We start from the raw sequence: 13953 nt of genomic DNA, 5'->3' as shown, positions 1-13953 counted from the left end.
AATGTCAATAGAAACTATATCATTATCGGGTAGAAAAAAGATGGTCTCTAATAAAGAGATGACTTTTTTAGAGCGAATGTATCTTGTGGCGATTGTGAAAGGATTGTTTATCACACTTAAACACTTATTCAGAAAAAAAGTGACCATTCACTATCCTGAACAAGTGCGTGAAATGAGTCCGGTTTATCGCGGTCAGCACCAATTGAAACGTGATGAGCAAGGTCGTGAAAACTGTACTGCCTGCGGATTATGTGCTTTATCATGTCCTGCTGAAGCAATCACGATGAAAGCTGCTGAGCGTAAAGCTGATGAAAAGCATTTATATAGAGAAGAGAAATACGCTTCGATCTATGAAATCAATATGTTACGTTGTATATTTTGTGGTTTATGCGAAGAAGCATGTCCAAAAGACGCTATATATTTAACAACATCAAAAGTATTGGTTCCTTCTAGCTATGAAAGAGAAGATTTCATTTTTGGAAAAGACAGATTAGTGATGCCTCTTGATGTGGCGATCAAAAATGCTCAACTTAATAATGCTAACTAAATGATACATATTCCTGATTTTGCACACGCAACAACTGTACAAATTATATTTTGTTTCTTAGCGTTTATTACGGTGATTACCGCATTCTTGACCATTTTTAGCAGAAACCCAATTCACAGTGCTATCTATTTAGTAATTTGTTTTTTCTCGATTGCCGGCCACTATTTATTATTAAATGCTCAGTTTTTGGCTATTGTACATATTATAGTCTACTCCGGAGCAATCATGATTTTATTCCTGTTTACGATAATGTTGATGAACCTGAACGAACAACGGGAAGTACATAGACCAAGAATTACACGTTTGGGCGCTATTGTTTCTTTTTGTTTGATTTGTGTTGTATTAATTGCAATTTTCATCAACTCTAAGCCAATTGTTGAGTACGACCCATCTAATGGAGAAGATTTCCAATCAATTCAAGTACTTGGTAAAATATTATTAAACGAATATATGGTACCATTTGAATTCGCTTCAATCTTGCTTTTAGTGGCCATGATTGGAACTGTGTTATTGTCTAAAAAAGAAAAATTAAATAAATAATGGGTAATATATTAAATCAAATAGGTATTGAAAACTACATCTTTTTAAGTGTTGTACTTTTCTGTATTGGTATTTTTGGTGTATTGTACAGACGAAATGCTATTATCGTTTTCATGTCTATCGAAATCATGTTGAATGCTGTTAACCTTTTATTTGTTGCTTTTTCAACTTATCATCAAGATTCTCAAGGACAAGTCTTTGTATTCTTCTCGATGGCAGTTGCTGCGGCAGAAGTTGCAGTTGGATTGGCTATTTTAGTTTCGATCTTTAGAAATTTAGGTTCGATTAGTATCGATAATTTAAAAAATTTAAAAGGATAAATAGAAATGGATACCAATTTAGCTTTACTTTTAGTTTTATCTCCTTTTTTAGGATTTTTAATCAATGTTTTCTTTGGCAAGAGCTTGGGGAAAACAGTTTCAGGAATCATTGGGACTGCTGCTGTAGCAATTTCTTTTGTGGTTTCTCTTTTACTTTTTAATCAAATAACTTCAACTGGAAAAGGAATTGAAGTGACTTTATTTGATTGGATTCAAATTAGCAACTTAAAAATCAATCTTGGATTTTTATTAGATCAATTATCTGTTCTTTGGTTACTTTTTGTAACGGGAATTGGATCTTTGATTCACTTATACTCTATCAGTTACATGCATGATGACGAGAACATGCACAAATTCTTCTCTTACTTGAATTTGTTCGTTTTCTTTATGATTACGCTTGTAATTGGAAGTAACTTATTAGTTTTATTTATTGGTTGGGAAGGTGTTGGACTTTGTTCGTACTTACTAATTGGATTCTGGCATAAAAACCAGGATTACAATGATGCTGCGAAAAAAGCTTTCATCATTAACAGAATTGGAGATTTAGGTCTTTTGATCGGAATGTTTATTCTTGGTTCGATGTTCTCGACTTTAGATTATGCAACTCTAAAAACTGCAATTGCCGGAGCAACAAACTTAAATGTACCGTTACTTTCGTTAGCTGCTTTATGTTTATTCATTGGAGCTTGTGGTAAATCGGCACAAATTCCATTATATACCTGGTTACCTGATGCGATGGCTGGACCAACTCCGGTTTCGGCATTGATTCACGCTGCAACAATGGTTACGGCTGGTATCTTTATGATCACCAGATTAAACTTTATTTTTGATCTAGCACCAGATGTTCAAACTGTTATTGCTGTTATTGGAGCTATCACTTCATTAGTTGCTGCAACAATTGGTTTAGTTCAGACAGATATTAAAAAAGTACTGGCCTACTCTACTGTTTCTCAGTTAGGTTTAATGTTTTTAGCTTTAGGATTTGGTGCGTATGAAGTAGCGGTTTTCCACGTAATTACTCATGCTTTCTTTAAAGCTTGTTTGTTCTTAGGATCAGGTTCTGTTATTCACGGTTTACACGGAGAACAGGATATGCGTAAAATGGGTGGTTTGCGTAAAGCAATGCCAATCACTTTCTGGACTATGTTGATTTCTTCATTGGCAATCTCAGGAGTTCCATTTTTCTCAGGTTTCTTTTCTAAAGATGAAATTTTGTTAACGGCTTTCCACCACAGTATTCCATTATACGTTGTAGGATCGATTGCTTCAATCATGACAGCTTTCTATATGTTCAGATTAATGTTCCTTACTTTCTTTAAAGAATTTAGAGGAACTGAAGAACAAAAACATCATTTACATGAAAGTGGTTCATTAATTACTATCCCGCTTATCATTTTAGCAATCTTAGCTACTTTTGGCGGACTTATCAGTTTACCTGGAAATAGCTGGCTGAATGAATATTTAGCTCCACTTTTCACGAAAGTGGCAGGAGAAGAACATCATTTAGGTACAACAGAATACACTTTGATGGGAGTTGCTGTTTTAGGTGGATTATTAGGTATTTTAATTGCTTACATTAAATACTTTAAACAAGATAATGTTCCGGAAGCAGATGAAAACATTACAGGTTTAACCAAAGTTTTATACAACAAATATTATGTAGACGAAGCTTACGACGCTGTATTTGTTCGCTCTATTAACGGATTATCAAGATTTTTCAGAGACTATATAGAGACCGGTTTATCTGCTCTTGTTTTTGGATTAGGAAAAGTAACTAACGAATTAGCTTTTCAAGGCAAAAAATTACAAAACGGAAGTATCGGATTATATCTTTTTGCATTTGTTTTGGGGCTTTGCGCCATTGTTTCCTATATATTTTTAGCTAAATAATTTTACAACTATGAACGTTTCTCTTATATTAATTATTCTTCTAATTGGTGCATTTGTCACTTATTTTGCTGGCGACAAACTAGCATCAAAAGTAGCTTTGTTCTTTAGTTTGGCGGCTTTAGGTTGTTCAATTGTATTGCTAAATCATTTTTATGCAGGCGAAAATATCAGTTTAATCAACACCTGGATTACTAAACCTAATATTTCATTTGCTTTAAATGCTGATGGATTAGGAATTGCAATGCTTTTGTTAACTGCTGCTTTGACTCCAATTATTATATTCTCTTCTTTTGGGAATGAATATAAAAATGCAAAAGGTTTTTACGCTTTAATCTTATTTATGGCTTTTGCTATGACAGGAACTTTCCTTGCAGCAGATGGTCTATTATATTATATTTTCTGGGAATTAGCTCTTATACCTATTTACTTTATTGCTCTTATTTGGGGTAATGGTGATGCTGAAGAACGTAGAAAAGCAGTGGTTAAATTCTTTATTTATACACTTGCAGGTTCATTGTTCATGTTAATTGCTTTTATCTATTTATATCAAAAAGCAGGAAGCTTCTTAATCGAAGATTTGTACAAATTAAATCTATCGGCTAGTGAACAACTTTGGATATTCTTAGCTTTCTTTTTAGCGTATGCGATTAAAATTCCAATTATTCCTTTCCATACATGGCAGGCAAACGTTTACCAAAAAGCACCAACTGTTGGAACAATGCTTTTATCTGGTATCATGCTAAAAATGGGATTATACAGTGTTATTCGTTGGCAATTGCCAATTGCACCATTGGCTGCAAAAGAATACATGAATATTTTCATTGCTTTAGGAATTGCCGGAGTAATTTACGGATCGATTGTAGCTTTAAGACAAAGAGATTTAAAGAAATTATTGGCTTATTCTTCTCTTGCACACGTTGGATTAATTGCTGCAGGAACTTACACTTTAACCATTGATGGTTTACGCGGAGCTGTTTTACAAATGATTGCTCACGGGTTTGTTGTAGTAGGATTGTTCTTTGCTGGTGAAGTTATCTTTAGAAGATTCGAAACCAGAGAAATTGGTGAATTGGGCGGTATTCGTACTCAATCTCCAAAATTTACTTCTATGTTTTTAATTTTGGTATTGGCTTCTGTAGCTTTACCAGGAACTTTTAATTTCGTTGGAGAGTTTACTGTTTTGTATAGTCTTTCTCAAATTAATATTTGGTTTGCTATTTTGGGTGGAACCACTATTATTTTAGGAGCTTATTATATGCTTAAAATGTTTCAAAATGTAATGTTAGGAGAAACAAATACTAAAACTTTTGCAGATGTTTCTGTTAATGAAGGAATTTCATTCGTAGTAATTATTGCGGTTTTAATATTATTCGGATTTTATCCAAAACCAATTACAGACTTGATTACACCAAGTTTAGAAACTATTCTAAACGTTATCAATAAAAATTAATATTTTAAATAAAAATAAATTAGGGCATCATTAGTTTGAGATTTCCTAAATCAAAAAAACAAAAATGAATACATTAATAGCTATAACAGGATTGGGTATTTTCTGCCTATTGTTTGAAATTCTTAATTTAAGAAAGGCCATCGTTCCTATAACCATTATTGGTTTATTGGGTGTTTTGGCACTTAACTATTACGAATTTGGATCAACAGCAAGTTACTATAATAATATGATTACGGTGAGCAAGTTCTCTACTACGTTTTCATCATTGTTTATTATTCTAACTATTTTCTTAGTAGCATTAAGTCATAATTTTTACGAAAATCATCCAACGAAAATCTCCGATTTTGTGGCGATAAAAATCTTTTTATTGGCTGGAGGAGTTGCTATGGTTTCTTTTGGAAACTTAGCGATGTTTTTCTTAGGAATCGAAATTTTATCAATTGCACTTTATGTATTGGCAGCAAGCGAGAGATTAAATCTAAAAAGCAACGAAGCTGGTATGAAATACTTTTTGATGGGATCTTTTGCATCAGGAATTATCTTATTCGGAATTTGTTTGATTTACGGAGCAATGGGAAGTTTTGATGTTGCAGAAATTCATGACAGTTCTTTATCTGCTGAGTTACCAATCTGGTTTCCAATTGGAATGATTTTAATGATTATTGGTATGTTGTTTAAAGTTGCTGCAGTTCCTTTTCACTTCTGGGCTCCGGATGTTTACGAAGGTTCACCTGCTTTAACTACTGCGTTAATGAGTACTTTGGCAAAAGTAGTAGCGATTGCAACTCTTTATAAATTGGTTTCGGCATTAAACTTTGTTCCGTCTCTTGACAATCAGGATCTTTTGGGAACATTTGAAACCATCGTAGTGATCATTTCAATTGCTTCTATGACTGTTGGTAATATAATGGCATTACGCCAGGTAAATGTAAAACGTATGTTGGCATTCTCAGGAATTTCGCATGCAGGTTTTATGTTGATGACTTTATTAACCGTTGCAACATCAGCAGGTGTTTTATTATATTATACAGCTGCTTATGCATTGGCAGGAATTGCTGCTTTTAGCGTAATCTTATATGTTTGCAAAAATCAGGACAATGAAGATATTACGAATTTTCATGGTTTAGGAAAAACAAATCCATTGTTAGCGGCAATCCTTACAGGTTCATTATTATCGATGGCCGGTATTCCTATTTTCTCCGGATTCTTCGCTAAATTATTTTTATTCAATCAAACTATTGAGGCGGGATATATTGCTTTAGTAATCGTTGCTGTTATCAACTCTATTATTAGTGTTGGTTATTATTTCAAATTAATATTGGCCATGTACTCTAAAGAACCAAACCAGGAACGTACCGGAAAACCATTCCTTATTTATGCAGTTGCTGTAATTTCGATTACTTTAAATATTGTTTTAGGTTTGTTTCCTTCATTAGTTTTAGATTTATTGAACTAAAATTTCAATCAAAATATAAAGAAATCCATTCGTTATCGCGAATGGATTTTTTATTTTAGAGACATTCTATTTCAGAAGAGAAATTCATGTTAAAAATTTAACTTAAACAATACGGGCTTCAAAAAAACTCCATATATTTGGGTTCATTTAAATGTATTAGAAATATGAACTTCAACTCAAAAAATCCATTTTTAAGCAACAAGCGTTTTTCATCAAATGCTGTTTCAAAAGCTGAAGAAGTACACCAAGCTCAAATTATTGATTACAATCAGGAAATGACTTTGTCAGGTACTATCAATAAAACAGCTATTTTATTTTTAATATTATGCGGATCTGCAATGGTAACATGGTGGATGGCATTTAACGGAATGAACGCATTATTACCTGCAATTGGCGGAGCAATAATAGGTTTTATTTTGGTTTTAGTATCAGTATTCAAACCTCACCTTTCTCCATATCTGGCTCCGGGTTATGCCTTATTTGAAGGATTATTTATTGGAGGTATTTCTGCAATCTTCGAAGCTATGTATCCTGGAATTGTAATTAATGCTGTTAGCGCAACATTAGTAACATTCTTAGTTTGTTTGGGTTTATATAAATTTAAAATTGTAAAAGTTACCGAACAATTTAAGTCAGTAGTGATTGCTGCTACATTAGCAATTGCAACTTATTACTTAATTTCATGGATAGCATCTTTAATCTTCAATTTCACTCCTGTACATTACGGAAACGGAATGATGAGTATTGGAATTAGTGTTTTTGTTATCATTATCGCTGCTTTGAACTTATTTTTAGATTTTGATCAAATTGAAAAAGGAGTTCAGGAAAGAATGCCAAAATTCATGGAATGGTATGGCGCTATGGGATTAATGATCACTTTAGTTTGGTTATACATCGAATTCTTAAGATTATTATCGAAATTGTCAAGTAAAGATTAATTCTTTCCATCCTATAAATACAAAGCCTTTTTGAGAAATCAAAAGGGCTTTTTTTATGATTTAATATTCCTATCCTTCTTCCTTTTATAGAATTTGTAAATGACTTTCGATAATAAAAATACAAGCAATTTAAAGCGGTAAATTCTATAATGGTTTTTTACTTCTTACTTCAATTTTTATCCGGATTAATACTCTAATTCCTTTATCTGATAAATTAAAATAAATCTGCTTTTAGATTTTCAAAATAGATAATTGCATCCGTTATTGCATCGAATATCTTCATGCATTTTTTATTTAAGAGCTAATTTTAAATAGAAAACACAATAATTTAATTCAAAATTGTAGCTTTTTACTTATTTAAATAGTATTACATTCAAATACAATTAAATCCTTTATTTTCATATTAATTTGCTGCATTCTGTATCTCTACATTTTTATAGAATTCAACAAAATCCCACCTTAAGAAGCCGTTTTGCAATTATGTAATAAATTGCATTTAGTGTAATTTATTACATAATAATTATTAAAACTAAATAATTTTATGTTTTATGTTTTTTTATAGCTAATTAATTACACATTTAAAAAAAATAATATACTTTTGTGTAATCGATTACAATTACTTGAATAGTTTCGATACCCAAAAAACCACAAAAAACTTTATTAATAAAAAAACCACAATTATGAAAAAAAACCTACTTATCCTGACGCTCTTTCTTGTCAGTATTCAAACTTGGGCACAACAAGTTCAAATTAACGAAGCTTCTGGCTGGTTAGAATCTGTTTTTGTAAAATGGCAACCTATAAGTAATGCCCAAACGTATAATGTTTACTACACAGGGAATGGTTTCGTTGACAAAAAAATAGACGATCAGCTTATAAGAAGTTACGGCTCCTATTTTCGTGCAGACATTCCGGGTCTAAAAGCAGGAACATATACTGTAAAAGTAAAACCCGTAATATCTGGAACTGAAGGAACTGGTTCTACAACAAGTACTCTAACTGTTTTAGCACATGATCGTAATGGTTTTGCATTTGACGGAGGACGCGTTCCTGGCGGTTACAATGCTGATGGAACGCCAAAAGCAGGCGCGGTAATTCTTTACATTACTCAAAACACTAAAAATACGATATCAATGGATATTACGGGCGCAAGTTCTAATCCGTGTGTTGGCTTACAAAATATTTTATATGCAATTAAAAAAGGAAAGGATACACGTCCGTTTATTATTCGATTGATCGGAAATATTACTGATATGACTGTAATGGAAGGCGGCGATGTTGTGATCGAAAACTCAAACAACGCTTCCAGCTATCTTACTCTTGAAGGAGTTGGAACCGATGCTGTTGCAAATGGTTGGGGCGTACGCCTTAAATCTGCCTCTAATATTGAAATTAGCAATATTGGCGTTATGAATTGCAATAGTACTGCCGGTGATAATATTGGGATGCAGCAAGATAATGATCACGTTTGGGTTCATAATTGCGATTTATTTTATGGAAATGCAGGCAGCGATGCTGATCAAATAAAAGGAGATGGGGCATTAGACAATAAAACTTCAACTTATATTACACTGGCTTACAATCACTTTTGGGATAGCGGTAAAGCAAGTCTTTTAGGTTTAAGCGAAGGTACGACAAGCGGTTTGTATATTACTTATCATCATAACTGGTTTGATCATTCTGACTCACGTCATCCACGCGTTCGTTATTATTCGGCACACATTTATAACAATTATTTTGATGGAGTTTCAAAATACGGATCAGGCTCTACTTTAGGCTCTTCTTTATTTGTTGAAGGAAATTATTATAGAAATAGTAAATACCCAATGCTGACCTCTTTACAGGGAAGTGATATCTGGGACGAAGCCAATCAGGTAAATAATGCCGGAACTATGGGAACTTTTTCAGGCGAAGCAGGAGGTTCAATCAAAGCATTCAACAACACTTTCGACGCTGATATTGCCACAAACAATATGCGTTTTGTTGCTTATGGTGATACGAATCCTTTATACAACATTTCAGGAAAAATAAGCTCTACAACAGACTTTGATGCTTATGTAGCAACATCAAGAGGAGAAGTAGTGAGCAGTAACGTAAAATCTAAATCTGGAGCAAATACTTATAATAACTTTGATACCAACGCAGCTTTTTATGTAAAAAACTTAGTAATAGATCAACCTGCAGTTGCAAAAACAAAAACAACACAATACGCAGGAAGAGTTTCCGGAGGAGATCTTAAATGGACTTTTGACAATAGTGTAGATGATAAATCGTCGCTGGTAATTACAGCATTGAAATCTGCACTTACTAATTATACGGGATCATTAGTAGCTGTACAAGGCGAAGGAACTCCGCCAGCAAACCCGCAAACCCTTACTTCGACAACAAACAATAATCAAACCATATCAAGCGGAACAGCTATAGGTGCTATTGTTTTTACCTGGGGAGGAAGCGCAACAGATGCAACAGTAACCGGATTACCGGCATCGGGAATTAGTTTTGTAAAAAATACAACCGCTAAAACCATTACTATTACAGGAACTCCTACAGCTACGTTATCTTATTCTATTGCCACAGTAGGAACAGGAACAGCTGCAACAGGATCAGGTACAATTACGGTTTCGGCAACAAGTGGTCAAACCCTTGCTTCTACAGCTAATAAAAACCAAACTGTCGCAAGCGGAACAGCCATTGCTTCGATTGTTTTTACCTGGGGAGGCAGCGCAACAGATGCAACAGTAACCGGATTACCTGCATCCGGGATTAGTTTTGTAAAAAATATATCGGCAAAAACGATCACTATTACCGGTACACCAACAGCAACTGTATCATATTCAATCGCTACAGTGGGGACAGGAACAGCCGCTACGGGATCAGGAACAATTACGGTAACAACAAATAATCCAGGTAATAATCAAATTCACAATTTTACTACTTCTGGAAAAACAAGTTCATTCTACACCATTACCGGAAACATGAATTCTACACCTGGGTCTGTAACCTATAGTGGATTAACATTGACTGAACGCTTAAAAATTGAATCTAGTACAACGATTACTTACTCCACAACAAGTGCTTCAACATTGACCTTGGTTTTTGATTCGAATTTTACAGGAACAGTTAAAATAGACAATGTTTCTTATACCGCTTCCGCAGGAATCGTTACAGCTTCAGTTGCTTCCGGTTCGCACACCATCGCAAAAGGATCTGTTGCCAACTTATTCTATATAAGCACGGAATATGCGGGAAGTACTTTACGTGCAGCAAGTTTTGACGCAACACAAACAGTAGAAATTGCAAAACCGGTATTATATCCTAATCCTGTTACCAATTCATTATCAATTACAAGTGCTTCTCAAAATATAGAGAAAGTTTTGATCTATAATATTTCAGGTATGCTGATAAAAACAGCTGATAAAAACCTGGAGAATATAGATGTTAGTTATCTGGTTCCTGGAACTTATTTAGTAAAAATATATACTACAGATGGTTCATTTAATCAAACTATTTTGAAGAAATAAATCTAAAATCTAAAAAGCAAAAGGCTTCCGAAAAACGGAAGCCTTTTATTTTTTAAAAATTATCTGACCCTGGTAAATTTTCTAAAACGATGTTTGGATTGTCTTTTGTAAATAACATCTGTCGCTTTAATTGAAATTTTTTGATTTCATGCTTATCTGGCATACTATCATTTAAGGTATTTGTAACTTCATGTTCAGCCACTCCTTTTAATAAATTATAATCACTGGACAAATGAGAACCTGCTCCGGTATTAAAAGTATGCATCTCTATAAGAACTAAATCATTCTTAAGATATTTGTATAATGTTTCTCTTGTACCAGATGGTCCTCCGCCACTCTGAAGCATAATGTGCAATACTTTATTCTCGATATAAATTTCCTCTGATGTATATATCTGGTAACCACTTTCTGTATATTCGGGATCAACAGCTTTCCAAGAAATATCCTGAAGTTTATACCCTCCGGTTTCTTGTTTTAAAAGAACCAGCGTCGCACGTGAGTCTTTATTATCATTCTCGTTTTGCAAAACAATTACAATATCTTTAAGGTTGTCATCATTTAGAAAACCTTCTGCCTTCATTTTTATTTCACAAGGTTCTAAAACGAAAGCTTCAAAATCTTTTCCTGTTTGTGGAAATTTAAGTTCTTTTAACAACATTTCAGATTCATCTCCTTCATATTCTTCTTCAGGAATAGTCCTATTCAATGTGTCTTTATTTATGACTACAGCTTTTCCATCTGTTTTTTTACTACAACTCAGGATAGAAATTGCCAGTAACAACAAAAATATTTTTGGATTCATTTTAGTGCAATTTTTCAATCAAAAATAAGCAAACTACTATAAATTAAACATAAAAAAACCGCCTATTTCATTTATTTGAAATCAGCGGTTTAAATTGAATTTATTTACTATTACAAATCAAATTTAATTCCTTGTGCCAAAGGTAAACTCGTTGTATAATTAATTGTATTAGTTTGACGGCGCATATAGATTTTCCAGGCATCAGATCCTGATTCACGCCCGCCTCCGGTTTCTTTTTCTCCACCAAAAGCACCTCCAATTTCAGCTCCCGAAGTTCCGATGTTTACGTTTGCAATTCCGCAATCTGAACCTACAACTGATAAAAATCTTTCGGCTTCACGTAAATTATTCGTCATAATCGCAGAGGATAATCCTTGTCCTACTCCATTTTGAATTTCGATTGCATTATCAACATCTCCAGAATATTTAATTAAATATAAAACCGGAGCAAATGTTTCGTGTTGTACAATGGCGTATGAATTTTGAGCTTCGGCAATTGCCGGTTTTACATAACAGCCACTTTCATAACCTTCACCTGAAAGTACTCCTCCTTCCACTAAAATTTTTCCACCTTCGGCAACTACTTTATTCAAAGCTATAGCATAAGCTTCAACTGCATGTGTGTCAATTAGCGGTCCAACGTGATTGTTTTCATCAAGCGGATTTCCTATTCGTAATTGTTTGTAAGCTGCTACCAAAGCATCTTTTACTTTATCATAAATACTTTCGTGAATGATTAAGCGACGTGTAGATGTACAGCGTTGTCCGGCAGTTCCTACCGCACCAAAAACAGCACCAATAACAGTCATTTTAATATCAGCATCCGGAGTAACAATGATCGCATTATTCCCTCCAAGTTCTAATAATGATTTACCTAAACGTCCCGCAACAGCTTGTGCAACTATTTTTCCCATTCTAGTAGAACCAGTAGCAGAAACTAACGGAATACGAGTATCAGCCGTCATTAATTCTCCTATTTTATAATCGCCGTTTATCAAACAAGAAATTCCTTCAGGAAGATTATTTTCCTTAATAACCTGAGCAATAATATTTTGACAGGCAATTCCGCAAAGAGGTGTTTTTTCAGAAGGTTTCCAAACGCAAACATCACCAGAAATCCACGCTAAAGCAGTATTCCACGACCAAACAGCAACCGGAAAGTTGAATGCTGAAATAATTCCCACAACTCCCAATGAATGATATTGTTCGTACATACGATGTCCTGGTCTTTCAGAATGCATTGTTAATCCGTGTAATTGACGAGATAAACCAACTGCAAAATCACAGATATCGATCATTTCCTGCACTTCACCATATCCTTCCTGCAAAGATTTCCCCATTTCGTAGGAAACCAATTTACCAAGAGCTTCTTTATTTTCACGTAACTTTTGCCCAAACTGACGAACAATTTCTCCACGTTGTGGCGCAGGAATCAAACGGAAAGTTTTAAAAGCTTCTGTCGCTGACCGCATTACCTTTTCGTAATCCTCAGGTGTTGACATTTTTACTGAAGCAATTAATTTCCCGTCTACTGGTGAAAAACTGTCCAGAATTTCTCCTGAAGAAAAGTTTTGTATTCCTGTTGATGTTCCTTCATTGATCAGTTTGATGCCCAATTTTTCCAGAGCCTCATTCATTCCAAATTGTGATGCTATTGTTGTCATTGTAACTTTTTTAGTTAAAATTGTTATATTTTTATGTAAAGATATTATTTCGTGTTGAATTTTAATTGAATTAAACCAGAAATTGTAATAATGCTTCTTAATCAATTAATGCGTTTATTTCTCTTGATAAGAAAAACCAAAATTATTAAAAGAAGAGTAACGACTATACCAGATAAAATATTGATTATTAAATTTTTACGTTTTAAACTTTCTTCAAAAGAATTTTTTACTAAATCAATTTGATATTCTGTATTATTTTGAAATTTAATAATTCGTATTTGCTTTCTATTCTTAAAATCTTCTTTTTGCAAATCTGCTATAGCATTCAATTCCTCTTTTGAAACATTATTTAATAAATCTGTTCTTGAGCAGAGAGAGCAATGAAGCACGAAATTATCCTGCTTAGCATAAATTAGATATTCACCACCTATGGCAAAAGGAAAATCACAAGCCGCAGTATCTACATATAAAATAGTTCTATAATCTCTGCCAGAATAAATATCTCCTTTAAACGATTTTTTTATTTTAATTGTGAATGAGTAGACTTTTTCTCCGTAACCTCCATAAAGCAAACTATCTACTTTGATTACATTTCCAATAAAAACCTGATTTGCACTTTCCCAATTTTTTCTAATCGAAGGCTTCTCTGAACAATCACAACAATAAGCGCTTGAAGCCATTAGACTCAATAATAAAATCAAAAAGAACTGCTTCATATTTATAACTTTTTTATAGCTAAAAGTAAATTTAGGATTAATAAAACTCAATTAAAGAAATATTCTACAATTTATTCGTCTTAATTCAGGAACTTTGCAGCAACAAAAT

General features: G+C 33.5%; 11 protein-coding genes. 8 read left to right on the top strand and 3 right to left on the bottom strand.

What is annotated here, in order from left to right; genetic code table 11:
• Nucleotide 1 precedes the first annotated feature (1 nt).
• The 8 genes from LNP81_RS06785 to LNP81_RS06750 all read left to right on the top strand — a co-directional run bounded on the left by LNP81_RS06785 (nt 2) and on the right by LNP81_RS06750 (nt 10662).
• Nucleotides 2–547, top strand: coding sequence for a NuoI/complex I 23 kDa subunit family protein (locus LNP81_RS06785; RefSeq protein ID WP_194615173.1), 546 nt, complete (start codon nt 2–4; stop codon nt 545–547).
• Entirely contained in the window at nt 548–1087 is a 540-nt protein-coding gene (locus LNP81_RS06780; protein WP_230034459.1) for an NADH-quinone oxidoreductase subunit J family protein, read from the top strand. It begins immediately after the preceding gene.
• The gene (nuoK, locus tag LNP81_RS06775; RefSeq protein ID WP_230034457.1) at nt 1087–1407 is read left to right on the top strand and encodes an NADH-quinone oxidoreductase subunit NuoK; all 321 of its coding nucleotides are present in this window, start codon (nt 1087–1089) and stop codon (nt 1405–1407) included. Before LNP81_RS06780 ends, nuoK begins: the two co-directional genes overlap by 1 nt.
• A 6-nt stretch (nt 1408–1413) precedes the next feature.
• Nucleotides 1414–3297, top strand: coding sequence for an NADH-quinone oxidoreductase subunit L (gene nuoL / locus LNP81_RS06770; protein ID WP_230034455.1), 1884 nt, complete (start codon nt 1414–1416; stop codon nt 3295–3297).
• 10 nt (nt 3298–3307) lie between these two features.
• A complete protein-coding gene (locus LNP81_RS06765) occupies nt 3308–4747 on the top strand; it encodes a complex I subunit 4 family protein (protein ID WP_230034453.1) in 1440 nt (479 codons plus the stop codon).
• Between the two features lie 64 nt (nt 4748–4811).
• The gene (locus tag LNP81_RS06760; RefSeq protein WP_230034451.1) at nt 4812–6203 is read left to right on the top strand and encodes an NADH-quinone oxidoreductase subunit N; all 1392 of its coding nucleotides are present in this window, start codon (nt 4812–4814) and stop codon (nt 6201–6203) included.
• A 164-nt stretch (nt 6204–6367) separates the two neighbouring features.
• The gene (locus LNP81_RS06755; protein ID WP_230034449.1) at nt 6368–7141 is read left to right on the top strand and encodes a Bax inhibitor-1/YccA family protein; all 774 of its coding nucleotides are present in this window, start codon (nt 6368–6370) and stop codon (nt 7139–7141) included.
• 680 nt (nt 7142–7821) lie between these two features.
• Nucleotides 7822–10662 (top strand): pectate lyase family protein, encoded by a 2841-nt coding sequence (locus tag LNP81_RS06750; protein WP_230034447.1) that lies wholly within the window; start codon nt 7822–7824, stop codon nt 10660–10662.
• Nucleotides 10663–10714: 52 nt separating this feature from the next.
• Here LNP81_RS06750 and LNP81_RS06745 read toward each other — a convergent pair whose 3' ends face one another.
• From LNP81_RS06745 to LNP81_RS06735, 3 genes are all read right to left on the bottom strand, one after another.
• Nucleotides 10715–11464, bottom strand: coding sequence for a hypothetical protein (locus LNP81_RS06745; RefSeq protein ID WP_230034446.1), 750 nt, complete (start codon nt 11462–11464; stop codon nt 10715–10717).
• A 110-nt stretch (nt 11465–11574) separates the two neighbouring features.
• Nucleotides 11575–13128 carry an L-piperidine-6-carboxylate dehydrogenase gene (gene amaB / locus LNP81_RS06740; RefSeq protein ID WP_230034445.1) on the bottom strand — a complete coding sequence of 518 codons (1554 nt, stop codon included), beginning with the start codon at nt 13126–13128 and terminating at the stop codon, nt 11575–11577.
• 101 nt (nt 13129–13229) lie between these two features.
• Nucleotides 13230–13844 (bottom strand): hypothetical protein, encoded by a 615-nt coding sequence (locus LNP81_RS06735; RefSeq protein WP_230034444.1) that lies wholly within the window; start codon nt 13842–13844, stop codon nt 13230–13232.
• Nucleotides 13845–13953 lie beyond the last annotated feature (109 nt).

Source organism: Flavobacterium piscisymbiosum (genome assembly GCF_020905295.1).
In the GTDB taxonomy this organism is placed as follows: Bacteria; Bacteroidota; Bacteroidia; order Flavobacteriales; family Flavobacteriaceae; genus Flavobacterium; species Flavobacterium piscisymbiosum.
The sequence above is the reverse complement of the archived record's forward strand: the minus strand, read 5'-3'. Positions and strand labels throughout refer to the sequence as shown.